Source organism: Enterococcus lactis, from assembly GCF_015751045.1.
Classification (GTDB): domain Bacteria; phylum Bacillota; class Bacilli; order Lactobacillales; family Enterococcaceae; genus Enterococcus_B; species Enterococcus_B lactis.
Genome location: NZ_BNJW01000014.1, coordinates 36,172 through 59,845 on the forward strand (window position 1 = coordinate 36,172; position 23,674 = coordinate 59,845).

The following is a 23,674-nucleotide window of genomic DNA, read 5'->3' on the forward strand; positions in this document are numbered from 1 at the left end:
GAAATCGTTTTCTTTTTATGCTATAAAGTTATTGTCACAAATTGTTTGAGGGAAACCTAATTAATGTTGAAGGAAGGACTATGAAAATAAAAAAATTGTTGATTGGTTTATTATGTATGGCAGCTTTAGGGGGGATAAATAATATCGGACAGCATGTGTTTACTGTAGAAGGTGATACGTCAGTTATCGACATATTAAATAAAAATAAAGAGATAAACATAAGTCCCATACTCACTTTTGATGAAATGGTGCGAGAAGTAGCAAAAGAAAACGGCATCCCTATTATCCAAGCACAACAAGAGCTTGGCTTCACAGCTGAAAGTGCAAGACATGCACGTACAGCAAGAGCAACATACAGAGCATTATCGCAATCTTTGACAGATAATGTTAGTTATAAATCTACGATGCGCTTTTATTGCGAGACCAGTGAAAGTGGAAATTTTAGGGCTATCAAAAGAATCGTACGAGTTGAAATGATCCGTGGATATAATGGTTTGTCGAAACAATTTGGAGGAACTGTTTATGTTCATTTAGAAGATGCTAACCGTATTTTTTACATTGTAAATGGCGACTTCTTCAATAATGGTTCGACAACTTGGAATGCAGGGGTGAATATCGGAGTAGGAAGAAACGCTTCTATTAAGTTCGGTGTAACGAATACAACCTCTCATTATCAATATTGCTATGTAGAAAGCCATTTGCGATTTTGATATCAAAACAGCACACGAAAAAGAAAACAAGGCAGGAACAGTGATGTTTCTACCTTGTTTTCTTAATCAATGGGAAAAAACTAAGAGTGGTGTACGTAATCAATAAAAAGGATGGTGACAACAGTACCTCTTTACTCTCTGAAAGCATCATAACTCGTTTTTCCTCGTTACGCCAATAAATTGTTGTTATACCAGATATAAGGATTTGTAATAACAAAAAGCAGACAGAAAAATTGAGAGCTGTGCCTCCTATTTTGTGTGGAAGGATTTATAGAACGCAAAAATCAAGATAAAGATAAATAAAAATCCTGTTTCGGCTATATATTGCGTATCTACATCAATAAAACGGGTTTGTTCTGTCATAGCCATATAAAGCAAAGGTAAAAACACAACCACAGCGAGATAAGATCCGATGATTTCGCGAAAAGTTTTCCAAGAAGTATACTTCCTCTTTTTAGATTTATCCGATTTCATTGAATAGTCATAGCCTCCTTGTTCTTTCTTTATTGTTTGGAAATCCCAGTATAAAAACCGGAAGGAACTGTTCTTTTTTAGAATAAAAATTATAAGGGATAAGTGAGCTGCTGTCTATAACAAGACATATTTTTCAACCCTTTATTAAAGATTTTATTGACAAAATGAATCCGTTTTCTATGATGGAATAGGGGTGGATAAGTTGTTAAAACACGAAATTTTATGCTACTTAGAGAACCAGACAGCCTTTTTCGATCTCAACCATATGAACGAGGTCTTTACAGCAAAAAGATTGGCTGAACATTTTGGGGTAAAAAGAAACACAGTCAGTCATTATTTGAACCAGTTGAATGAGGAGAAACTACTAGTCAAAATCAATTCTCGTCCAGTGGTTTATTTCCACAAAGAAGCTTTTGAAAAACAATTTTTTAAGTTACGTACGAATTTTTATTTTTCTATCAATGATCTTAAAGAAGAACAGCCTTTTTTCGCACAACCAAAAGATTTATTCTCTTTTATGATCGGACACGACGCCAGTTTGAAAGAAAGTATCGAACAAATCAAAACAGCTCTTTACTATCCAGATGGCGGACTGCCACTTTTGATTACAGGTGAAAGCGGCACAGGTAAAAGTTATTTAGTCCATTTAGTCTATCAGTATTGTCTGCTTCATGATTTACTAGAGGACTCTGCACCATTCATCACTTTCAATTGTGCACAATATGCAGATAATCCTGAACTGTTGACTAGCAATTTGTTTGGTCACGTCAAAGGAGCTTACACTGGAGCAGAAGAAAATAAAAAAGGGGCTTTCGAAGCAGCAGATGGTGGAATCTTGTTTTTAGACGAGGTACATCGCTTAACACCAGAAGGGCAGGAAAAACTATTCACCTATCTTGATCAAGGTGTGATTTATCGTATGGGAGAACCTAATTTGTCACGGCGGATCAAAACACGTCTTTTTTTTGCCACAACAGAAGAGGCCACTAGTCATTTCTTAACCACTTTCATTCGAAGAATACCTATCCGAATCGAACTACCTGCACTCAATCAGCGTAGTCGAAATGAACGGCTAGAACTGGTTTACTCTTTTTTTATCGAGGAACAAAGAAAAATGGGGAGCCCTTTGTCAGTCAGTGGCCCAGTTTTGTCACTTCTAGCAGGTCAAAAATTATCTGGAAACATAGGAGAGCTGAAAAATATTGTCAAAGTTTCAGCAGCAAAAGCGTATGCTGAACAACGTGAACAGTCGGAGATTCATGTCACCATCCATCATTTGCAAAAAGAACTACTCGCTGAGCCCATTACCAAAAATACAGCACAGCAAGGAATCTATATCACGCAAGACCAGACCTTAGAACAATTGATGGAAAAGCAACAACCAGAACAGCAACGAATCGTTAAAAGTTTTGAGCAAATCCTGCTTGATTTCAAAAAAAATAAGTGTCTTCTATATTCTTGCGAAGGAAAACTAAAACAAGAAGTGATCCAATTATTTGATTTTTTGCTATTTGAGACCAGTAGACAAGAAAAACACGAGCTGTTGGTTTATTGGACTCAATCTATCCGTGAGACCTTTCGACAAATGGAGTCTGCCTATCAAATCAAGTTCGATGGAAACAGTGTCTATGCCTTGAGTTACTATCTTTATCAGCGAAGCACTGTCAAATGGTTACCGGAAGAACATGCGATTATCCAACTAATCAAAGAATTAGAAAAACAGGTTTCTCAATCTTATCCATCTAGTTATCATTATGTCCAGCGAATCTTGGAACTGAGTAAGATTAAATTAGATATTGAAGTCACTAGTATGGATCGGATTTTACTGACGATCTATCTAAAAAAAGCAAAATGGTCAAAAGAAAAACAACTGCCAAAAGCAATGATTGCTGCGCACGGTTATGCAACTGCCAGCAGTATGGCAAATGTGGTCAATCGTTTATTACAAGAAGATCTATTTGAATCATTTGATATGCCGCTAGATGTCACACCACAGCAGATTGCTGCAGAAATCGTGGATTATTGCGAAAACAGCGATGTTTCAAATGGGTTGATCATATTAGTAGATATGGGATCTCTGAAAGAAATCCATCAGTTTTTTAAAAAACAATTATCTGTACCACTTTTGATTTTGAATAATGTGACGACACCTTTAGCCATCACAGTAGGGGAATGCTTGAAAAAAAATGCAGCTTTAGAAGAAATAGCAGAAGAGGCCGTTCGTCAAATCCAACCAGAATGGCGGCTCCTCTATCCACAAGAAAATAAACCCAAAGCACTCATTACTACCTGCTTCACTGGAATCGGCACGGCGGCTCACCTAAGTGAACTGCTAGAGAAAAGTTTGCCTACGACTTGTCAGTTGAAAATCATCCCATATGAATATCAGCGATTAAAAGATAAGAAAAACAGTGAACCATTGTTTTCCATATACGAAATCGTAGGGATCATAGGTACCGCAGATCCTGCTATCACCGATATCGACTATCTTTCATTAGAAGACCTCATCTCAGGAGAGAAGATGTCTGTACTAGCAGAATGGTTGGATTCTGCTATGAATGTTTCAGATAAGGAAACATTCAACCAGAACATCATTCGCAATTTTTCATTGGAGAAAGTACTGGACTCTGTGACTATTCTAGATACAGAAAAGGTGATGGAGGAAATCGATCATTTTATGCGAGAATTAGAGGTGCAGTTGAATCGAAGAATCAGTAATCCTAAAAAACTAGCGTTATATGTCCATGTGAGCTGTCTAATCGAACGTTTGATCCGACAAATGCCAATTGAAACCTATCAAGGATTAGAGAAATGGGAACAGTGTCAAAAAGAAGAGGTATCTGCTATTAAATCTGCGTTTAGTGTCATTGAAGAGCATTATAGTGTCATGATCCCTCATTCTGAGATTGCCTATATCTGTGATATTTTGAGTGAAAGTACAGAGTTACTCTCGATAGAAGAATTTTGAACATAAGCAAGTTGCGGCCACTAACTTTGGCACGCAACTTGCTTTTTAGTATGTGTAAGTAAAAAGAGGAGATGAAAAAGTGGACAGAGAAATTATCTTAGCTTCCCATGGGAAATTTGCTTCAGGGATACTAGATTCATTAGAGCTAATCTATGGGAAAAATCATTCTATTACTGCATTGGACTGCTATACTGATGAGAATTTTGATTTAACGGAATCAGTAAGTCAGCTGTTTATGAGGTACAAAGATAAAGAAATCATTGTTCTGACGGATCTTTTTGGCGGAAGTGTCAACAATGAATTCTTACAATATATCAATCAGAATCATGTCTATCTTGTTGCCGGATTGAATTTGCCACTCTTGATTGAGCTAGTATCTCGGTTGGACGCTGAAGTAGAGACAACTGTTTTGATCCAGCAGGTGCTAACTGATTCAAAAAAAATGATCCAGTTTTGTAACGAACGGATCAATCAAAAAATAGAAGAAGACGAATTTTAGGAGGAAGAAGAATGATTGTATTGACAAGAGTTGACCATCGGTTATTACACGGACAAGTCGCTTTTTCTTGGACACAAACAATAGGCGCAGATTGTATTTTGATTGCCAATGATGATGTGCCTACTAATGAGATACGAAAGACAACAATCAAATTAGCCAAGCCGCAAGGAGTCAAACTAGTAATCAAATCCATTGATGACTCGATTGCCGCATTGAAAAGCGGTGTGACAGATAAATATAAGCTATTCATCGTAGTGGAATCAATCGAGGACGCATATAAGCTGGCAGAAGCGTATCCAGAAATCAAAACCATCAACTTAGGAGGGATCAAGGCGAAACCTGGTACTCGCAGTATTGGAAAAGCGGTGAATATTTTACCAGAAGAGGAGGAACGATTGAAAAGATTGATTGACAAACAAATAGAAGTGGAGATCCGTCAAGTACCGGCAGATAAAAAAGTGGACGTAAGGGAAGTTTTGTAAGAAAGGAAGAAACTCAATGATTGTACAAGCAGTCTTATTAGGTATCGTTGCATTTATCGCACAATCAGAATATGCATTAGGGACATCACTGCTTTCTCGTCCAATTGTGACGGGACTGTTTACAGGAATCGTGTTGGGTGATGTAAAAACTGGGATCGTCATGGGTGCCACTTTGGAGTTAGCATTTATCGGATCATTCTCAGTAGGTGCTTCGATCCCCCCTGATGTGGTGACCGGAGGAATTCTAGGCACGGCTTTTGCTATCACAGCTGGAGCTGGTACGGAAACGGCACTTTTACTAGGTTTACCAATTGCTACGTTGACATTGATATTGAAAAATATTTACTTAGGTCTTTTGATTCCAATTATGAACCATAAAGCGGACAGTTATGCAGAAGAAGGAAACTATAAAGGAGTCGAGCATATGCACTTGCTTGCCGGTTTCGGTCTTTCCTTGATGCTTGGTGTTGTGGTAATGGTTTCGTATATGGTGGGAAGCAATACGATCGGAAATCTACTCAATAAGATTCCTGACTTCGTTCAGAATGGCTTATCAGTAGCAACAGGGTTGATTCCAGCTCTTGGTTTCGCGATGCTCGCTCGCTTGCTGATTAATAAACAAGTTGCACCATACTTTTTCTTAGGTTTTGCTATAGCTTCTTACCTAGAGATTCCTGTGACCGGAGTAGCTATTTTTGGTGCAATTTTAGCCGTTGTGGTAGTCAATATCATGAATGTCCGTCAACTGCCACTTCAAACCACTGCAGGGGAGGTCGAAGAAGATGAAGAATTCTGAGAGTAAAAACAGCAAAATAACGAAAAAAGAACTGAATCATGTATTCTGGCGTTCTTTTCAAATGGAGTTTTCTTGGAACTATGAACGACAGATGAATATGGCTTATGTTTACGCAATGATTCCGATTTTGAAAAAGTTATATCAGTCAAAAGAAGAAATGGCAGCAGCTTTGAAACGGCATCTAGAGTTTTTCAACACGACCCCACATATCGTTACATTGATTTTAGGGATCACGGCTGCAATGGAGGAAGAAAATAAGGATGATCCTGAATTTGATGTGACCACGATCGACAGTATCAAAACATCTTTGATGGGACCACTTGCAGGGCTAGGGGATTCTTTCTTTTGGGGAACTTTACGATTGATTACCACAGGTGTGGGCACCTCTTTAGCTATGCAAGGAAATATTTTAGGACCTATCTTGTTCATTTTGATTTTCAATATTCCGCACATTCTGTTCCGCTATCTAGCAACAGGTTGGGGTTATCGCTTAGGAACGGGTTTTTTGAAAAAGATTCAGGCAAACGGGATGATGGAAAGTTTGACATTAGGCGCGTCTATCATTGGGTTGATGGTCGTCGGAGCAATGACTGCCACGATGATTACCATCAATATTCCTTTAAAAATCGGTTCAGGAGAAAATGCTGTGACTGTTCAAAGTATTTTTGATGATATTGTCCCAAATATCTTATGTCTGGGTGCATTTGGTGTAGTGTTTTATCTATTGAAAAAAGAAGTAAAACCATTGACGATTTTGATCGGATTAGCTTTCTTTGGGATTTTTGGTTCGTGGATAGGGATTTTTTAGAAAAGGAGCAGAGAAAATGGTTACGATGCAAGATTATATTTATGAAGAAAAGGAAGTACTAAGTACGATCTTGAAAAAGAATGATTTTTCGACAAGAAAACAAATGAAAAAAACAACGAATCTGCTGATGCTAGCAACGGGTTCTTCTTACAACGCTTGTTTAGCAGCGAAGCCGGCATTGGAATCTTATGGCAAGCTAACTGTCGATATTCAAGAACCTTTTCATTTTGCTCATTATGGAAAACTTTCTCCATCAATCGATACTGTGATTGCTGTGTCACAAAGTGGGAAAAGTGCTTCTACTGTTGAAGCAGTAAAAATGATCCAAAAACAAGAAATACCGATTATTGCTGTCACAAATGACGTACAAAGTCCACTTGCTTTAGAAGCTACACAGATTATTGATTTAGGTGCTGGGATAGAAACAGTTGGCTTCGTTACAAAAGGCTATTCTGCTACTGTCTTACAGTTACTACTCTTAGGGCTAGGAATTGGGATAAGTAAAAATAATATCAGCAAAGAAATAGAACAAAACTACATGCAACAGTTACAAAAAATAATCGATCATTTACCAGTGATTATTCAAAAAACGGAAGAATTTTTTGATGAGCATCAAAGTTTGTTTCGTTTAACACAACGCTTCATCACTATTGGCTATGGTCCAAACTGGGGAACAGCGAAAGAAGCAGAAACGAAATTGACGGAAACAATCCGTGTCCCGTCACAAGGATTTGAGTTAGAAGCTTACATGCATGGCCCATATCTAGAGGCTGATGCTTCCCATTTGCTGTTCTTTATTGAAGGGGACAATGAAAATAAGGAACGTTCACAAAAGTTGCGGAGATATATGAGTCAGTATGTTGGAGAGGCTCTCACAATTACCACAAAAAAAGCAAGAGACGAGAAAACACTTGGATTAGCAATAGAATGTGATGAATATCTGTCTATATTAGCACTTGTCGTTCCATTTCAACTATTCGCTTATAAAATCGCAGCAGCTAAAGGAATCGACTTGAACAAAAAGATCTTTGAAGACTTTGATACAGTCTTGAAAAGTAAATTATAAGAGGTGTAAATCATGTTGAAGTTCAATGAAGAAGAACAAATCAAAGCAATAAAAGGTGCACTAGCTTTACGTCCGCAAGTAGAAAAAATCATCGATAAACTTTATACGGAAAAATTCGATGCTGTCTATTATTTAGGAATTGGTGGAACGTATGCTTCTTCGATGCAAGCTGTCACTTATATGAATGGGAAAAGCAACTTGCCTGTCTTTGTACAGCATGCTGCAGAATATTACACTACTGGGAACAAAAGATTAACAAAAGATTCTATCGTTGTCGTGTCCTCTGTTACTGGGACAACCCAAGAAGTAGTGAAAGCAGTAGAAGAAATCAAGAAAGTAGGAGCGACACTGATTGGATTTATCGATAAAGCGGAGAGTAAGTTGTCTCAACTATGCGATTTTGTGGTTACTTATCCAGCTCCCGGAACAGAACAAATCAAATTTTTTATGGTAGCAGATCGATTGATGTATTTGCATGGGGAATTCGAAGATTACTCAGAGTACTATGAACAGCTCGAACGTTATTTACCAACAGGGTTAGTAGAAGCAGAGAAAAAAGCAGATGCATTTGGCTTATCATTTGCAGAAAAACATCGACGTGATAGCATGCATTATTTTATCGGAGCAGGGAATCAATGGGGAGCTGTTTATTCATATGCCATGTGTTATTGGGAAGAACAAAGCTGGCTTCCATCGAAATCTATCCATGCTGCCGAGTTTCTTCACGGGACGTTAGAGATCGTTGAAGAAACGACCCCAGTCACTTTATTTTTAGGCGAAGATGAACAGAGAGTGTTATCTGAACGTGTAGCTAAACTTTTGCCAAAAATTTGTAGTAATTATACATTGATAGATACAAAAGACTATCCAGTAGAAGGTATCGGCGAAAAATATCGCGGACGTGTGTTGTCTTTCTTATTGATGCATGCAGTGACACAGCGTATCGATGCACATGTCGAACAGCTGAATTGTCATCCATTAGAGATACGCCGCTACTATCGTCAGTTTGATTATTAGGGTCGATTGGATGAAAAGAATATAAAAAATAAAGAGAGCAGCGACAACTGCTCCCTTTATTTTTTAGTTGTTTTCCAAGTCAGTTAATGCATTACGATTTTGAACATTGACATCGATTACATTATAAAATGCGTTATTTGTATCAGCTACATCCCAAACTGCTAAAATGACATGATACCCCAGACGATTGCTAGGAATATTGATTGTATGAGTCGGATTAGTAATAGACGAATTGCCACCATTATTTACTTCACCAATGAATTCCAGGTCATTTCTATTCAATGGGGCATTTGGATTCCAACCATTTTTAGTCATGTAATAGTGCCATTTCGTCGTTGCGTGGTCAGCTGTGAAATGCCAAGTGAATCGGTTTGCCCCAGTAGTTAAGTTGTTTTTTGTCCATAACGTAGCTGTTTGTTTATCCAAAACAAAGTCACCTACTGCACCATTAGCAGAAGCAATCCGACCATTTGCAGGTCCAGCCGAAGGGAATCCTTTTGGTGCCTCTAAAGATTGTGGTTCGTTGATGATACGACCATACTTTTCAAAAGCACTTTGCCAATTATTCCTACTATCTAGAGCACCTTGATAGCCACGGCTGATAGGTTGTGAAACATAGCCATGAGCCGAGACATCTACAGAAGACAAAGCGGCGATTCCTGTTGTAGCAAGTAACATTCCTAATCCCAATAAAGTACTTTTTTTCATTTGATGATTCCTCCAGTTAGATAAAATATTTTAAGAAAAGGTTTCCTTTTCGTAAGATAGTATAAAATGTATTATTTAAATATTATTTTTTTGTATGGTATTACAACAAAAATAAAAAACTAGAAGAATGACTATTGATAAATAGCCTTATCATTTTTATGTATAGTTTTTTTCAAAAGAGAATCTCTCAATTCAATGATCTCTTCTTTCACTTCCTCTAGTCCTAGCCATTCAAAGAAATGGATTGCTTCGTCAATTTCTTCTAGTGCTCGTTCATTGCCATCTGCTAATAGAGCTAAAGCAGTGAATGCTTTGTAACGGGCTAAGTCTAACGTATGTTTATAACGGTCACTTACTTTTTTCCATTCTCCTAAAAATAGTTTTCTAAGAAAAACAGAAGAACGATGAAAAGATAGATGTATCCCGTTCAAAAGAAAATTTGATAATAATTCGGAATAATGAGCAGTATCGACATATGCTTTCATTTTTGTGACACTACGCTGAAAAGAATGATAAATATACTCGTCATCGAATATGAATAAACAATTGGAAAAAATAGAAAGTTCATAGTGTCCCCATGTATCGATACCTTCCAAGTACTTTTTGATAATAGAAACTTCTGTCAAAGTTTCCGAACGAGTGAGCTTTCGGTTTCCCAGATATTGATCAATTAGTATACGTTGCGTATATAGCAGGCGATAATAAATATTCCCAGTTTTTTTATATTCTTTTAGCAGTTCATTCTCTTGCTCTTTTGTTAAATATTTTGTTGTGATCAGGTAATTAGAAAGTTTTTGTTTACTTGTGAGAGTATTGTTGTTCAGCAAAAATTGATATTCTTCAAGTGTAACATTCATCCGTTCAAGGTAATCCACTAACAATTCAAAACTGATTTTTGTTCCTCTAGATTCAAAAGCAGCTAATGTCCCTCGCTGAGAAAGCCCCTCTGTTAATTGAGCTTGTGTCAGTCCACGTTCTTTTCTTAGTTTTCGAATTAAAGAAGCATGTTTTATCATGTAAGTTACCTCCATACGTTTTTATGAATATAAGATAACACAAGGCTGTTATCTAAGGACGAAAATGTCAATTATGTACTATTTTTGATAAAAAGTGCTCATGCTTTAAAAGCAATTTTTATTTATGTTGTAATAACATACAAAAAATGAAAAACAGATGTTGTTAAAATAAAATATATTTACCAAATACTAGGAGGTATGATGAATGAAAAAAATTTTTTGGCTGTCATTGGCAGCAATCGGCTGTTTCGCTGGAGGTGGACAAACTATACATGCTGCACAAGATTCCGCGGCATTGATGCCGGATATCTCAGAAAAGCAAATTGCTGTTGGATATTATCATAACTGGGTACCAGAGCAAGGTGCGGGATATAGAGGTGGGAAACCAGCAGAGACAGACTTAGGAAAGATCAATCCGTTTTACAATGTCATCGCAGTATCTTTTATGAAAGGCGAAGGAATCCCTACATTTAAGCCATTTAATATGAGTGATGAAGAATTCAGAAGCAAAGTGGCTGCCCTGAATGAAGAAGGACGATCAGTTATCATTTCTTTAGGCGGAGCTGATTCCCATATCGAATTGCACAGAGGACAAGAACAAGCATTTGCAGATGAAGTGATTCGGTTGGTAGAAACTTATGGTTTTGATGGTTTAGACATTGATTTAGAACAAAGCGCCATTACGGCAGGAGATAACCAGCAAGTGATCCCAGAAGCGTTGAAAATCGTACGAGATCATTATAAAAAGCAAGGAAAACACTTTATTATTTCTATGGCACCTGAATTCCCTTATTTGAGAACAGCGGGAGGCTATGTACCTTATATCACTGCATTAGAAAATGAGTATGATTTTATTGCACCACAACTATATAATCAGGCGGGCGACGGATTAAGCGTGGGAGACGAATGGATTGCTCAGAACAATGACAGTCGAAAATATGATTTCTTATATGGTATGTCAAAAGCCTTGCATAACGGAGAGAGTGGATACATTCGGATACCAGCAGATCGTCTGGCTTTGGGGATTCCAGCAAATAACGATGCGGCAGCCAACGGTTATGTGCAAGATCCATCCGTTGTTTATCAAGTATTCGAACAAATGGAAAAAGAACGTACACCTTTAAAAGGTTTGATGACTTGGAGCGTGAACTGGGACGAAGGGGTAAACTCATCTGGCATTTCTTATAATGAATCATTTGCGAAAGCTTATCAAAATCTGTTTACGGAACAAGAACCAGATACAGAGAAACCTTCTAAACCGACCAATTTTCGAGGAACAGCAACAAGTACGACAGTCACATTGTCTTGGACTGCGTCAACGGATAACGTTCGTGTGTCACATTATAATATTTATGAAAACAATCGATTAGTAGGAACAAGCAACACTACGAATTATATACATACAGGTTTACAACCAGAAACGACTTATTCTTATACGATTGAAGCGGTCGATCCATCAGGAAATATTTCTGCACGTTCCGATAGATTGAATATCCGTACGCAAGAAGCAACAGCTTTACCAGCACCTTCTATTCCAAACGGGTTGAGCATCAACCATGTGACACAATCAACAGTTCGTTTGGTATGGCAAGAAAATAGCTTATTGGAAGAAGTACTTTATTATGAAATATACAGAGATGGCAAGAAGATCGCTACCTCACAAACCGCTGTATTTGAAGATCAAAATTTAACAGCTTCTACTGCGTATCGCTATCAAGTTCGTGCAGTCAATCGGACAGGTGTTTCTTTACTAAGCCAGTCTGTCACAGCAAGAACCCTAGACGAGAACGGCCAAGGAAATTCTTGGACAGTCGGTACTTTTTATCAAGCAGGAGACATAGTCACATATAATGGTATTCAATATCGTTGCTTGCAAGCGCATATTGCAGCCGCACATTGGGCACCAGATACGGCCTTCTCTTTATGGCAAAAAATAAGTTGATGATGAGGTCGTGATAGAAGCTACTTCTGTAACACCGTTTATCAAGCGGTTGTGAAATCAATACTTTGACCTAAGTATTACAGAAACAAAACGGCAAAATAGTTTTTCATATTTTGCCGTTTTTTAATCTAATATTGAGGGTGAGCTGATTGAACACTGTGTATCAAGAGATAATAAGCCTGATGTATAACTGCGTGTCACATCATTTACTCGGAATAAGGAGGATACGACTTTTATCAAAATTTCTACCATGTATTGATTTAAGCAAAGAGCGTGGGACAAAAGTAAAGAACACTTTTGTCTCACGCTCTAAACACGTATAACCGGCGGAAGCAGCAGCAACTCCTTCGGAAATAAGCTGAAATTCACAAAAATTTGAAAAGCAATTTTCGTGAATTCCTTCTTACTTCTTGGAGTTAAACGCTTCTGTCCCAGCCTCTTCTTGTATGTAGCTTCAATTAAGGGTTGTTAGGAGAAACTTCCCAGCCTCCCAATGGTAATGGTAATGGAAACATAGTCAAACCTCCTTTCTCTTAGTGACAAATAAAGTATAACAAGTGTAAAAAGAAAAAAATTAAAATGTACGCTATTGCAACATTTAATAGATTATTTCAAGTGAAAGTCGATAAAAGAATTAAACAAACACTTAAAAACAATGGAAATTAGTCCAAACTTTAAGAAATGTATACTATAATGGAAATTATCAATTATTTATTTGGAGGAATATCCATGAAACAAAAAATCGCAGTTCTTGGTCCTGGATCATGGGGCACTGCTTTAGCACAGACATTGGCAGAAAACGGGCATGATGTCCGGATTTGGGGAAATGTACCTGAACAGATTGACGAAATCAATACGTATCATACAAATCAACATTTTTTACCCGATTTGACGATCCCAGAATCGATTATCGGATATAAAGAATTGGCAGAAGCAGTGGATGACGCAGATGCTATTTTGTTTGTCGTTCCGACAAAAGCGATCCGTTCAGTCGCCCAGGAACTTATTGGTAAAATGAATACTAAGCCCGTCATTATCCATGCAAGTAAAGGCCTAGAACAAGATACGCATAAACGGATCTCAGAAGTTTTGGCTGAAGAGATTCCAGAAGAAAAACGACAGGCAATCGTCGTATTATCTGGCCCTAGTCATGCGGAAGAAGTAGCAGTTCATGATATTACAACGATTACAGCTGCAAGTATCGATCAAAAAGCAGCTGCTTATGTACAAGAATTATTCATGAATGATTATTTCAGGATTTATACAAATAATGATGTGATTGGTGTAGAAACTGGCGCAGCATTAAAAAATATCATTGCTATTGGTGCCGGTGCTATCCATGGGCTAGGGTTCGGAGACGATGCAAAAGCGGCCATCATGACTCGCGGATTAGCAGAAATTAGTCGTCTTGGTGTAGCAATGGGTGCCAATCCGCTGACGTTTATCGGTTTGAGCGGTGTTGGGGACTTGATTGTTACTTGTACAAGTGTTCATTCCCGTAATTGGCGCGCCGGTAACTTACTAGGACAGGGGCATAAACTGGAAGAAGTTTTGGAAAACATGGGAATGGTCGTTGAAGGTGTGGCAACGACAAAAGCAGCAGTCGAGCTAGCACAACAGCTAGGGGTTGAGATGCCAATTACTCAAACCATCTATAATGTTTTGTATAATGGAGAAGATATTAAAAAAGCAGCAAAAGAAATCATGCTACGTGACGGAAAAATGGAGAATGAATTTTCTCTTCGTTAAATAGATGATTAACAGGTAAGCGTCGTTTAGGAGGAACAGTAAGTGAAGGTCAAAAAAGCAGTTATTCCTGCCGCTGGGCTAGGAACACGTTTTTTGCCGGCAACAAAAGCCATGGCAAAAGAAATGCTTCCAATCGTGGATAAGCCAACGATCCAATTTATTGTGGAAGAAGCATTGGATTCGGGAATCGAAGATATCTTGATCGTAACGGGAAAAGAAAAGAGACCCATCGAAGATCATTTTGATGCAAATATCGAATTGGAAAACAATTTGCGGGAAAAGGAAAAAACAGAACTACTCGCTTTAGTTGAAGAAACGACTCATGTCAATCTTCACTTCATCCGTCAATCTCATCCAAGAGGACTGGGGGATGCCGTGCTTCAAGCAAAAGCATTCATAGGGAATGAACCATTTGTTGTCATGCTCGGGGATGATTTGATGAAAGATGATATCCCACTGACTCAACAATTGATGATGGATTATGAAGAAACACAATCTTCTGCTGTTGCCGTCATGCGTGTACCAGAAAATGAAACCTCTAAATATGGAATTATTGATCCTAAAACGGATAACGAAAAGGGACGTTGCAGAGTAAATGGTTTTGTAGAAAAACCTGAACTTGGAAAAGCACCAAGCAATTTAGCCATTATCGGACGTTATCTCCTGACTCCCAAAATATTTGAGATATTAGCAACTCAAGAACCAGGAGCAGGGAACGAGATACAACTAACGGATGCGCTCCAGACCCTTAACCAAACAGAAGCGGTCTATGCGAGAGAATTTAAAGGAAAAAGATATGACGTAGGCGATAAGCTAGGATATATGAAGACAAATATTGAATATGGACTTCATCATCCGGAAATCGGCGCATCGTTAAGCGCATATATTATCCAGTTGAGCAAAGAGCTAAGAACAGGAAATTAACTGGAAATAAGTGACCTGCTGAGAATAAAAATCAAATGGGTATTAAAGCGGCAGCTTGTGCGTCATTTGCGCAACTGTCGTTTTTATTTTTTGACGCTAAGTGAATGAAGACGAGGAAAAATGAAAGATAGAAAAAGACTTTCGTGAATATATTTAGGAAATTTTCTGCTAATGGTTTAATTTTTTTTTAAGTTGCATAAAAGAAAATGATTACATAAGAGAAATGAAAGCCAATCCAGAAGATTCATAGTAGAATAAAAAGGCGAATTTTTTTAATTATAAAAAAGGTGTGTGTCCACTATGGGAAAATTAGTCGCTATTGCGCAGTCGCTACTTGATATACTCAAGTGGCTGATGGAAGGAAATAATTGGGTATTTGTGTTACCACTATTGCTCATTAGTCTATTTATCATGTTCAAAATGGTCAGAAAAAAAGAAAGATTCCTAATTTTTATCTGGTATGCAGCGTCTATTGCAGTTGCTAGCTTGATGATCGAACTGGCGTTAGGTAGTTGGGAAGCTTGCATATTTGCCTTATTTTTTGCTGTATTGTATCTGCTCATTTATATTCCTTATAGGAAAAGAAAGTCTCGGATCGGAAGAAAGGGTAGACATGCCACTACTTTTTCTAGTACAGATTCTCTAGAACAAAGCAGAAGAGCGAGAAGAAGACGGTAATATTTAGTATGTATACGCAAAAAAAGATAAAATAATGGACAAAATATTGAGTTGAGAGATTTATTTAATTGGTGAGAAAAAACTTTTTTCACTTATTTAAAAGAATCTTTTCAAAAAGGAATGCTTGCTACATAAGGACAAGCCATTCCTTTTTTTTATGTTATTTATTTGTAAAAAAATCATACCAATGTTTTTTTGTGTTTTCGTACTTGCACTTGAATAAGAGATTACTTACAATGAGTTCAGATAGAAACAGCTGAATAAAAAAAGGCTCCCTGACCCTTAGTTGGCGCTAAGAATCAGGGAATGACCAGTCACACTCATACACCCTGACCGATCATTTTGCCATAGTCAATGCAGTGCATCGACCTTATTTATTGTACCTAATCTAAGGGGAAAATTCTACCCCTATGTAGAGATTTTCTATGGTCTGCACGTTGTTTTATTTGCTATGTCAAGGTATTGGGCGTATTCGTTCAATACCTTTTTTGCGTTTGAAACAGCAAAGACCGCATGTATTACTGTTTATCTTCTGTTTTTTATGTATTTCCTTAGATTAGGCAGCTGTTTCTATTCATGTCAAGTATAGCTAGGCGGGAGAGAAAAATGAGTTTATGTTATTTTGACTATTATTACCAATTGGAAGAGAAATTAAGGATAGAAGAGCCGTTGATGGTTCAAGCAGGAACTTGGATTGCGAAACAAATCAATCAAGGCGGCAAATTGCAGATATATGCTAGCCGCACACTAAGTGGTGTAGCATTTGAATTTTGGGATCAAACACCGGACCTTGTGCCAAGTATATTGATTGAAAACCCAGCCGGAGGTGTCTATGAAACGCTAGAAGGGGCAGGACAAGCGATTATTGATGAGCTTTCTGTCAAACCAGAAGACATTTTTCTACTTCTTTCGAATGAAGGAAGAAATCCAGCAATCGTTGAGTTGGCTCAATGGATCAAAGAAAATGGACATCCTTTGATCATTGTTACTGGATTTGATTTGTCACGAAGCATCAAGTCCCAGCATAGCAGTGGTTTGAGATTATTTGAATTTGCTGATTTAGTTTTGGATAACCATGCCAATCTGCATGATGCAGTCTTGACTTTGCCGAATTTAGATCCAGCAATCTGTGGAACAGCCTCTCTTGCAACGATTTTTTTGCTTCAACAAGTATTGTATTTTACAGCAAAACAGCTAGTTCAGGAACCAAGAGGAAAATAGTTTTCCACATAATGACCAAAGTTTCATTAAAAAAACGGTGTTCCACGTAAATATGGAATGTTTGAAACAAAGAAAACGATTTTTAAAGAAAATCAGTAATAATCATTTTTTATTTTATGTTATTTTAAGTTTGTTTAGATCTAGAGGTCAGCCTTTTTTTTTGAAGGTGCGTTATTTTTATAAGTTGTTTCACAATGAGAAGAAAAGAGCTACAAAAATATGCAATGCTAGATAGAAAAAAAATAGCGGAAAAAGAGACAAGAAAGAATCCGCATGGATCCTTTCTTGCCTCTTAATACACGTTGATGAAAGAGTCTTCCCCAAAACTCTTTACAATGTAATTATAGTACATTTGTTATCATTATTGCAATGAAGTTTACCTGATATAACAAAATTGTCGAAGAAGATTCCTTTTTCTAATAGAAAGAAAATATACAAAAAATGAAAGATATGAGATGAATATTTATTATTATTTTTTGCTTTTTTGCAATGAAATACAATTTATTCACGATTATAAAATGAAAAAATCAGGACGGGATTTCCGCTAATCTAAAAATAAAAAAAGAATTTTAAGGAAAAACAGAGAAATAAAATACTCAATATAAATGGAAAAAGAAAAAAATAGTCATACATATGAGAAAAAAAGCAAAATAGAAAAAAGTGATTTTCTAATAAATTATTCATGTGGAATTGACATTTTTACTGTATAATTCATTTGATTATCCATTTTTTATTCATCAAAATTACTGAGAAAAGAAAGGAAGAAATAAATTTGAAGAAAACAAATTCTTCAGGAAAACCGAAACGTGACTTCACTAAATTATCGACACCCCATACGTATGTCATTATTTTTGGTGTAGTCATCTTTGCATGGATACTGACTTTTGTCGTACCAGCAGGAAAGTTCAGCACGCAAGACATTGAATATAAAGATGCGAATGGCGAAACAAGTACTCGTACTGTTTTACGCCAAGATTCCTTCCGTTATGCTTACGAGCTGGATAAATCGTATGTATTTGATCAATTAGAAGAACTGCAAGATCATCCAGCAGAACGTGAAAAACTGGATGTTCCTGAAAAAGGATTGGAAAAAGTCATTGCTGACGGAGAAAAAAATCTTACGCAAGAAAAACTAGATGAAATTTCCTTAACAGATGATGTTCTTTACGATGAGTATGGCGAAAATATCTATGATACTTCTAAAAAATTGCATAAAACAGCCAAAATATGGGGAACAGACGATTTTGGTGGCTTTGGCTTCTTAAATTTCGTTTTTGAAGGTCTAGTATCTGGAGATAAATATGGATCTGCTGTAGGGATTGCTGCATTGATCCTTGTTGTCGGAGGTGCTTTTGGTATTATTATGCGTACCGGAGCGATTGATGCAGGAATCTATGCGTTTATCAGTAAAACGAAGGGACTGGAGCGTTTAGCTTTACCGCTATTATTCTTTGCTTTTTCATTTGGGGGCGCTACATTTGGGATGGCAGAAGAGGTAATTCCATTCTCAATGGTGATGGTTCCATTCGTCATTGCCTTAGGATATGACTCGATCGTAGCAGTAACCGTGACTTATGTCGCATCTCAAGTCGGAAATGCGACCTCTTGGATGAGTCCGTTTAGCGTAGCTGTAGCTCAAGGGATTGCTGGAATCCCAGTGTTGTCTGGTGCGACATTCCGATTGATTATGTGGGTAGTTGTTACTGCCTTAGCAGCTGGTTATATGATGATATATGCAGAAAAAATCCGTAAAAAACCGGAAAGTTCGTTGACTTATAAATCAGATGATTATTTCCGTTCTCATATCAAAAAGACATCTGATGAAAATAAAAAATTCATGCTTGGGCATAAACTGATTTTAGTAGAGATGTTAGCTGTTCTTGTTTGGATCGTTTGGGGCGTGACTCAAAAAGGCTATTACATCCCCGAAATCGCTTCTCAATTCTTTGTGATGGGATTAGTTGCCGGAATCATTGCTGTTCTTTTCAAATTAGATGGAATGAAAGTCAATGACATCGCTTCTTCTTTCCAATCTGGTGCAGCTGATTTAGCTGGTACAGCAATCGTAGTAGGGATGGCCAAAGGAATCCTTCTCGTCTTAGGTGGATCCGATGCGTCTGTTCCTTCAGCTTTGAATACGATTTTGCATGGAATCGGGACGGCATTGACCGGTGTGCCAGCTGTCATTGGCGCTTGGGCGATGTATATCTTCCAAAGTTTGTTCAACTTGGTTGTTACATCAAATTCAGGACAAGCAGCTTTGACCATGCCGATTATGGCTCCATTGGCAGATTTAGTCGGTGTATCCAGACAAGTAGCAGTTCTTGCTTATCAGCTTGGTTCTGGTTTCATGGATGCTTTTACGCCCGTATCAGCTAGCTTGATTGGTGTGTTAGGTGTTGCACGGATCGAGTGGGCAAAATGGGCAAGGTTCCAAATCAAGATGCAAGGATTCCTGTTTGTTTTGGGAACTATTTTCATCATGATTGCTATTGCGATCGGTCTGCAGTAGTACTGGAGATATAAGTAAATAAAAAAAGTAATCCAAACAGTAGATAAATGACTCCAAGAACCGTCATTTTACGGTAAAATCAAAGGAGTAAAGATTCTATCGTTTGGATTATTTTTTAAGATCCTATCATCAGTTATACTTAAAGAAAGAGGAAAAATGTATGAAGATCATCCGACAAATTGAAGTGTTTGCACCAGATTACTTAGGAAAAATGGACGTATTGATTGCCGGTGGGAAGATTTTGGCTGTAGAAGAACAGCTAGAAGGCGGCTACGAAGGAGTGGAAGTAGAAGAACTTTCAGGTGAGGGAAAAGTACTGACTCCAGGTTTCATTGACTGTCATTTCCATATTTTAGGCGGAGGAGGAGAAGGCGGTTATCAAAACCGAACACCAGAAGTTACATTAAGTCAATTGACTACAGCTGGTGTAACGACAGTTGTCGGTTGCTTGGGAACAGACGGAGAAGGTCGAGATATGACTGCTTTGATCAGCAAAGCGAAAGGACTTGAAGCAGAAGGAATCTCCACTTATGTGTACGAGGGTTCGTACCGATTGCCGGTAAAAACAGTAACAGATTCGATCATCAAAGACTTTTTAACAATCGATAAAATCATCGGAATCGGAGAAATCGCAGTATCCGATCACCGTTCTTCTCAGCCAAGTTTTGAAGAGTTCGCCCGTGCAGCAGCAGATGCTCGTGTAGGAGGCATGTTGTCGGGAAAAGCTGGGATCATCAATGTCCACTTAGGCGGAGGAAAAAGAAAGCTAGAGTTATTGACACGAATTGTAGAAGAAACAGAAATTCCGATCACACAGTTTTTGCCTACTCATGCGAATCGTACACCAGAATTATTTGAAGCTTGCGTGGCATTTGCTAAACGTGGCGGCACGATTGACTTCACCGCTAGCGAAGACCCTGATTTTTGGGAGAAGACAGATGGGGAAGTGCGCTTCAGTAAAGCATTGAAACGATTGATTGAGGAAGATGTTTCTTTAGATAATTTCACGATGACCTCAGATGGACAAGGAAGCTTGCCTTATTTTGATGAAAACAATCATTTCCTAGGGTTAGGAGTAGGAAGTGCTAAGGCATTGCTAGTAGGGATCAAAGAAGCTGTGCAAAAAGAAAATATTCCTCTGGAAATCGCCTTGCGAGCTATAACCAGTAACCCAGCACGTATATTGAAATTGGATAAAAAAGGAAAAATTGAAATTGGCGCAGATGCAGACTTGTGTATCTTGGACAAAGAAACGCTTGATATCGATACAGTTATTGCTAAAGGAGAAATAATGGTCCAAGAAAAAGAAGTCAAAGTATGGGGAACTTTCGAAAAAAGTTTTTGATCCACTATCTGTCTCATCCTTTTTTAGAAAACGAGCGTTCTGTTTGTCTGTATCTGTTGTTGATGTTACCCTGAAAGTAGATCAATAAACAAATTAAGAGGAGGAAACACAATGGCAGATTTAAAAGGGCGTTCTAAAGACATGAAAGACAAAGTAGTCGGTAAAGGAAAAGAAGCATACGGCAAAGCAACAGACGACAAGAGCAAAGAAACAGAAGGAAAAGCACAATCACTAGGTTCTGATATCAAAGAAAAAGCTCGTGATTTGGGCGATGAAATCAAAGACAAATTCTCTCGAAAAGATGAAAACAAATAAACAACGTTCATTACTAAATGAATCAAGCAAATAAAAATCCGAACCGTATCTGCTTCATAGATATGGTTCGGATTTTTTGTTTGAAAGTTATCCTGTTTTTTAAACTTCTATTTTTTGAAATTCTTTATTTTTTAGTTCAAAGACTTCATCGCAGCTTTTTGCTACTTCGACCTCATGGGTCACGATGATAATACAGCGATTTTGTTCATGGGCGATTTCTTGGAAAAGTTTGACGATATCTTGTGATGCGGTCTCATCCAGATTCCCAGTAGGTTCATCAGCTACAATCAGTTGATGTTCGCAACAGATAGCACGAACGATAGCGACTCGCTGTTGCTGACCTCCTGAAAGTTTGGTCACCTGTTTTTTTGCTAATACTTCATCAATTCCTACACGAGCCAGTCGATCTAAAGCAACTTGTCGATAATTCTCTTGTTTGGTTTTAGTGATCTCCATTGCTGTTATGACATTGTCTAGAGCTGATAAATATGGAAGCAAGTTATAAGCTTGGAAAATAATCGAGACATCATTTTTACGATAACTTCTTAACCCGATTTTGTTCAGTGAACGATCTTGATAGTATACCTTTCCTTCTTTTGGTGTATCTAATCCGGAAATAAGCGAAAGAAAAGTCGTTTTTCCAGAACCACTTGCTCCTAAAATAGCGTACATTTTTCCAGCTTCGAAATTCAGTTCTACATCTTTATAAAGCGCATCTTGCGGATCTTGATACCAAAATCCCAATTGTTCTGTCCGTAACATCAAATTCCTCCTTTAATTTAATAGGATTTTTCTTGGGTTTAATCTTAATATCCCTATAGAAGCTAAAAAGACAGAAAGCAGGCTGATTCCAAATGCTACTCCGGCTAGTAGTCCTAATTGTGTAGGTTTGACATTGATTTCCAATTCGCTGACTTGATCAGAAACAGCAAATGGATTATTCATGTTTCCTTGTTGACCCCCACGTTGACCGCCTTGTCCGTTACCTGGCATTTGTCCACCGCCAGGAGCTTGTTGGTTTTGTGTCGTGGTTTCTGTCTGTTGGTCAAGTAGCTGCTGCCCCACGGCATTCGCGACGACGTTCCCGCTAATCGAAGCAACTCCTAATGCAAGAATCATACAAATAGCAACTTCGGTAAACAATTGGAGAATGATTTTACTTCTGGATTCTCCTAAAGACAACAAGACGCCTAATTCATGCCGACGCTCCCGGATGGTAATCATGATAATCAGAGTAAGTATGATAATACCGGCTACAGCCACTAGTAAAACAACATTTTTAGAAAAACTTGCCACATTGTTTAAAGGTTCCAACATTGACTGATACATGGAATCATTTGATTGTAAGCTAAATGTATCTGTGTCGATCAGCTTCTCTGCTTCTTCGAGAAATTTATCCATTTCATCTGGATCAGATAGAGTGTAAACAGCAGAATCTATCGTGTTATCGTCAGATGTCCCATTTAATTCATTTGCAAAAGTATAAGAGGTGTAAAGTGTATTCGACGGATTCATGAAGTTGAATTTCATACCCATACTGCTACTTGTTTCGCTAGATTCATAAATTCCTTTGACCGTCATTTCATAAGTGGTATCTTCTTCTTCAGTACTCGTGATTGTGAAAGTATCTCCGACTGTCAGGTCATTTGCTTCTGCTAGCGTAGAATCAATGACTACGTTGTTTGTGCCTTTGTCGCTGTCATCTATTCCTTCACCATCCGTGATTTTTGCTGTCCCATCAGAAAAAGTACTATTTTGTGCAGTTGCTGACACACCGCTGATTTGAAAATCTGCTTGAGTCATTTGCGGATTTCCGCCCATTCCTCCGGCAGGTCCACCGCCTGCATCGGTAGTTTCTGAACTGTCTTCACTTGAATCAGAACTAGTGATGGCAGTTATTCCATCTTTTGCCATAGCTGAGGCGGAACTTTCAAAGGAATAGCTCTTTACATTATCTAATTTAGCTATTTTTTCCGCGTCCGTTAAGGATACTGGGGTAAGAGAAAAACTGCCCGGATCTGGACGTTCTTCAGCGGTAGAATTGCTTGAAGAAGTTTGTTCCTGTTTTTTAAATGAGGCTTCTCGATTGGCACTTAAAGTCACTGTTGCTCCAACTTCTTTTTGTGCTTGATTCGCTGCTTCTTCTGCAGCGCTTCGAATCGTGAGGCCAGCTAGCACAAAAATAAGAATGGCTGTGAACACGGCAAATAATAACAATGAACGTCCCCATTTTACTTTTGTACTTTTCCATGCACGTTTCATAAAATTCATATCTTGCATCCCTCCTAGTAGATGCATTTGATAATAGACAACCTATCTTAAAACTAGCTTAAATCTTATGCTGTTTGCATATCATCAACTCGAGGTTCTGTATATATAAAAAGTCACTATAGTTATTGCAAAAAATGTGGTAAAATGAAAAAAGTATGTTTCAAACCGACGAA

General features: G+C 37.9%; 21 protein-coding genes. 16 read left to right on the plus strand and 5 right to left on the minus strand.

Annotated elements, in window-relative coordinates; translation table 11 throughout:
• The first annotated feature begins 86 nt into the window (after positions 1-86).
• Positions 87-710 (plus strand): hypothetical protein, encoded by a 624-nt coding sequence (locus tag KFO35_RS08730; protein ID WP_025477325.1) that lies wholly within the window; start codon positions 87-89, stop codon positions 708-710.
• Positions 711-959: 249 nt separating this feature from the next.
• Here the strand turns inward: KFO35_RS08730 and KFO35_RS08735 are convergent, their stop codons facing one another.
• Positions 960-1,184, minus strand: coding sequence for a hypothetical protein (locus KFO35_RS08735; protein ID WP_002315767.1), 225 nt, complete (start codon positions 1,182-1,184; stop codon positions 960-962).
• A gap of 193 nt (positions 1,185-1,377) precedes the next feature.
• Between KFO35_RS08735 and KFO35_RS08740 the strand changes: the two genes are divergently transcribed.
• The 7 genes from KFO35_RS08740 to KFO35_RS08770 all read left to right on the plus strand — a co-directional run bounded on the left by KFO35_RS08740 (position 1,378) and on the right by KFO35_RS08770 (position 8,820).
• Positions 1,378-4,152: a sigma-54-dependent transcriptional regulator gene (locus KFO35_RS08740; protein WP_181728960.1), complete on the plus strand. Its 2,775-nt coding sequence runs from the start codon at positions 1,378-1,380 to the stop codon at positions 4,150-4,152.
• Between the two features lie 79 nt (positions 4,153-4,231).
• Positions 4,232-4,651, plus strand: coding sequence for a PTS sugar transporter subunit IIA (locus KFO35_RS08745; protein WP_002315769.1), 420 nt, complete (start codon positions 4,232-4,234; stop codon positions 4,649-4,651).
• A gap of 11 nt (positions 4,652-4,662) precedes the next feature.
• Entirely contained in the window at positions 4,663-5,133 is a 471-nt protein-coding gene (locus tag KFO35_RS08750; RefSeq protein ID WP_002287114.1) for a PTS sugar transporter subunit IIB, read from the plus strand.
• Positions 5,134-5,149: 16 nt separating this feature from the next.
• The gene (locus tag KFO35_RS08755; protein ID WP_002315770.1) at positions 5,150-5,929 is read left to right on the plus strand and encodes a PTS mannose/fructose/sorbose/N-acetylgalactosamine transporter subunit IIC; all 780 of its coding nucleotides are present in this window, start codon (positions 5,150-5,152) and stop codon (positions 5,927-5,929) included.
• Positions 5,916-6,737 (plus strand): PTS system mannose/fructose/sorbose family transporter subunit IID, encoded by an 822-nt coding sequence (locus tag KFO35_RS08760; protein ID WP_002315771.1) that lies wholly within the window; start codon positions 5,916-5,918, stop codon positions 6,735-6,737. The genes KFO35_RS08755 and KFO35_RS08760 overlap by 14 nt, the downstream gene beginning before the upstream one ends.
• 16 nt (positions 6,738-6,753) lie before the next feature.
• The gene (locus tag KFO35_RS08765) at positions 6,754-7,803 is read left to right on the plus strand and encodes an SIS domain-containing protein (protein WP_002315772.1); all 1,050 of its coding nucleotides are present in this window, start codon (positions 6,754-6,756) and stop codon (positions 7,801-7,803) included.
• 12 nt (positions 7,804-7,815) lie between these two features.
• Positions 7,816-8,820 (plus strand): SIS domain-containing protein, encoded by a 1,005-nt coding sequence (locus KFO35_RS08770; RefSeq protein WP_002315773.1) that lies wholly within the window; start codon positions 7,816-7,818, stop codon positions 8,818-8,820.
• A gap of 63 nt (positions 8,821-8,883) precedes the next feature.
• Here the strand turns inward: KFO35_RS08770 and KFO35_RS08775 are convergent, their stop codons facing one another.
• Entirely contained in the window at positions 8,884-9,528 is a 645-nt protein-coding gene (locus tag KFO35_RS08775; protein ID WP_002315774.1) for a lytic polysaccharide monooxygenase auxiliary activity family 9 protein, read from the minus strand.
• A 131-nt stretch (positions 9,529-9,659) separates the two neighbouring features.
• Positions 9,660-10,544 carry an Rgg family transcriptional regulator gene (locus tag KFO35_RS08780; protein ID WP_002291043.1) on the minus strand — a complete coding sequence of 295 codons (885 nt, stop codon included), beginning with the start codon at positions 10,542-10,544 and terminating at the stop codon, positions 9,660-9,662.
• 205 nt (positions 10,545-10,749) lie between these two features.
• On the opposite strand from KFO35_RS08780, the gene KFO35_RS08785 reads away from it, so the two are divergent.
• From KFO35_RS08785 to KFO35_RS08820, 8 genes are all read left to right on the plus strand, one after another.
• Positions 10,750-12,486: a fibronectin type III domain-containing protein gene (locus KFO35_RS08785; RefSeq protein ID WP_156271990.1), complete on the plus strand. Its 1,737-nt coding sequence runs from the start codon at positions 10,750-10,752 to the stop codon at positions 12,484-12,486.
• A gap of 729 nt (positions 12,487-13,215) precedes the next feature.
• Positions 13,216-14,235, plus strand: coding sequence for an NAD(P)H-dependent glycerol-3-phosphate dehydrogenase (locus tag KFO35_RS08790; protein WP_002291040.1), 1,020 nt, complete (start codon positions 13,216-13,218; stop codon positions 14,233-14,235).
• Between the two features lie 42 nt (positions 14,236-14,277).
• Positions 14,278-15,159, plus strand: a complete 882-nt coding sequence (gene galU / locus KFO35_RS08795) for a UTP--glucose-1-phosphate uridylyltransferase GalU (protein WP_002315776.1) — start codon at positions 14,278-14,280, stop codon at positions 15,157-15,159.
• 300 nt (positions 15,160-15,459) lie between these two features.
• A complete protein-coding gene (locus tag KFO35_RS08800; protein ID WP_025477327.1) occupies positions 15,460-15,837 on the plus strand; it encodes a hypothetical protein in 378 nt (125 codons plus the stop codon).
• Positions 15,838-16,443: 606 nt separating this feature from the next.
• Positions 16,444-17,058: an SIS domain-containing protein gene (locus KFO35_RS08805; protein WP_025477328.1), complete on the plus strand. Its 615-nt coding sequence runs from the start codon at positions 16,444-16,446 to the stop codon at positions 17,056-17,058.
• Between the two features lie 772 nt (positions 17,059-17,830).
• The gene (gene yfcC / locus KFO35_RS08810) at positions 17,831-19,570 is read left to right on the plus strand and encodes a putative basic amino acid antiporter YfcC (RefSeq protein ID WP_002291032.1); all 1,740 of its coding nucleotides are present in this window, start codon (positions 17,831-17,833) and stop codon (positions 19,568-19,570) included.
• Between the two features lie 160 nt (positions 19,571-19,730).
• On the plus strand, positions 19,731-20,915 hold the full coding sequence (gene iadA, locus KFO35_RS08815; protein WP_002315780.1) for a beta-aspartyl-peptidase: 1,185 nt from the start codon (positions 19,731-19,733) through the stop codon (positions 20,913-20,915).
• Between the two features lie 111 nt (positions 20,916-21,026).
• Entirely contained in the window at positions 21,027-21,230 is a 204-nt protein-coding gene (locus KFO35_RS08820) for a CsbD family protein (protein ID WP_002291027.1), read from the plus strand.
• A 99-nt stretch (positions 21,231-21,329) separates the two neighbouring features.
• Here KFO35_RS08820 and KFO35_RS08825 read toward each other — a convergent pair whose 3' ends face one another.
• Entirely contained in the window at positions 21,330-21,992 is a 663-nt protein-coding gene (locus KFO35_RS08825) for an ABC transporter ATP-binding protein (RefSeq protein ID WP_002315781.1), read from the minus strand.
• 12 nt (positions 21,993-22,004) lie between these two features.
• Positions 22,005-23,501 carry an ABC transporter permease gene (locus KFO35_RS08830; RefSeq protein WP_156271992.1) on the minus strand — a complete coding sequence of 499 codons (1,497 nt, stop codon included), beginning with the start codon at positions 23,499-23,501 and terminating at the stop codon, positions 22,005-22,007.
• Between the last annotated feature and the right edge of the window lie 173 nt (positions 23,502-23,674).

Excerpts from the sequence above, each read along its gene's own strand:
- KFO35_RS08735 (WP_002315767.1), bottom strand. The coding sequence starts at position 1,184 with ATGAAATCGGATAAATCTAAAAAGAGGAAGTATACTTCTTGGAAAACT.
- KFO35_RS08750 (WP_002287114.1), top strand. The coding sequence starts at position 4,663 with ATGATTGTATTGACAAGAGTTGACCATCGGTTATTACACGGACAAGTC.
- KFO35_RS08755 (WP_002315770.1), top strand. The coding sequence starts at position 5,150 with ATGATTGTACAAGCAGTCTTATTAGGTATCGTTGCATTTATCGCACAA.
- KFO35_RS08760 (WP_002315771.1), top strand. The coding sequence starts at position 5,916 with ATGAAGAATTCTGAGAGTAAAAACAGCAAAATAACGAAAAAAGAACTG.
- KFO35_RS08765 (WP_002315772.1), top strand. The coding sequence starts at position 6,754 with ATGGTTACGATGCAAGATTATATTTATGAAGAAAAGGAAGTACTAAGT.
- KFO35_RS08770 (WP_002315773.1), top strand. The coding sequence starts at position 7,816 with ATGTTGAAGTTCAATGAAGAAGAACAAATCAAAGCAATAAAAGGTGCA.
- KFO35_RS08775 (WP_002315774.1), bottom strand. The coding sequence starts at position 9,528 with ATGAAAAAAAGTACTTTATTGGGATTAGGAATGTTACTTGCTACAACA.
- KFO35_RS08780 (WP_002291043.1), bottom strand. The coding sequence starts at position 10,544 with ATGATAAAACATGCTTCTTTAATTCGAAAACTAAGAAAAGAACGTGGA.
- KFO35_RS08785 (WP_156271990.1), top strand. The coding sequence starts at position 10,750 with ATGAAAAAAATTTTTTGGCTGTCATTGGCAGCAATCGGCTGTTTCGCT.
- KFO35_RS08790 (WP_002291040.1), top strand. The coding sequence starts at position 13,216 with ATGAAACAAAAAATCGCAGTTCTTGGTCCTGGATCATGGGGCACTGCT.
- KFO35_RS08800 (WP_025477327.1), top strand. The coding sequence starts at position 15,460 with ATGGGAAAATTAGTCGCTATTGCGCAGTCGCTACTTGATATACTCAAG.
- KFO35_RS08805 (WP_025477328.1), top strand. The coding sequence starts at position 16,444 with ATGAGTTTATGTTATTTTGACTATTATTACCAATTGGAAGAGAAATTA.
- iadA (WP_002315780.1), top strand. The coding sequence starts at position 19,731 with ATGAAGATCATCCGACAAATTGAAGTGTTTGCACCAGATTACTTAGGA.
- KFO35_RS08820 (WP_002291027.1), top strand. The coding sequence starts at position 21,027 with ATGGCAGATTTAAAAGGGCGTTCTAAAGACATGAAAGACAAAGTAGTC.
- KFO35_RS08825 (WP_002315781.1), bottom strand. The coding sequence starts at position 21,992 with ATGTTACGGACAGAACAATTGGGATTTTGGTATCAAGATCCGCAAGAT.
- KFO35_RS08830 (WP_156271992.1), bottom strand. The coding sequence starts at position 23,501 with ATGAATTTTATGAAACGTGCATGGAAAAGTACAAAAGTAAAATGGGGA.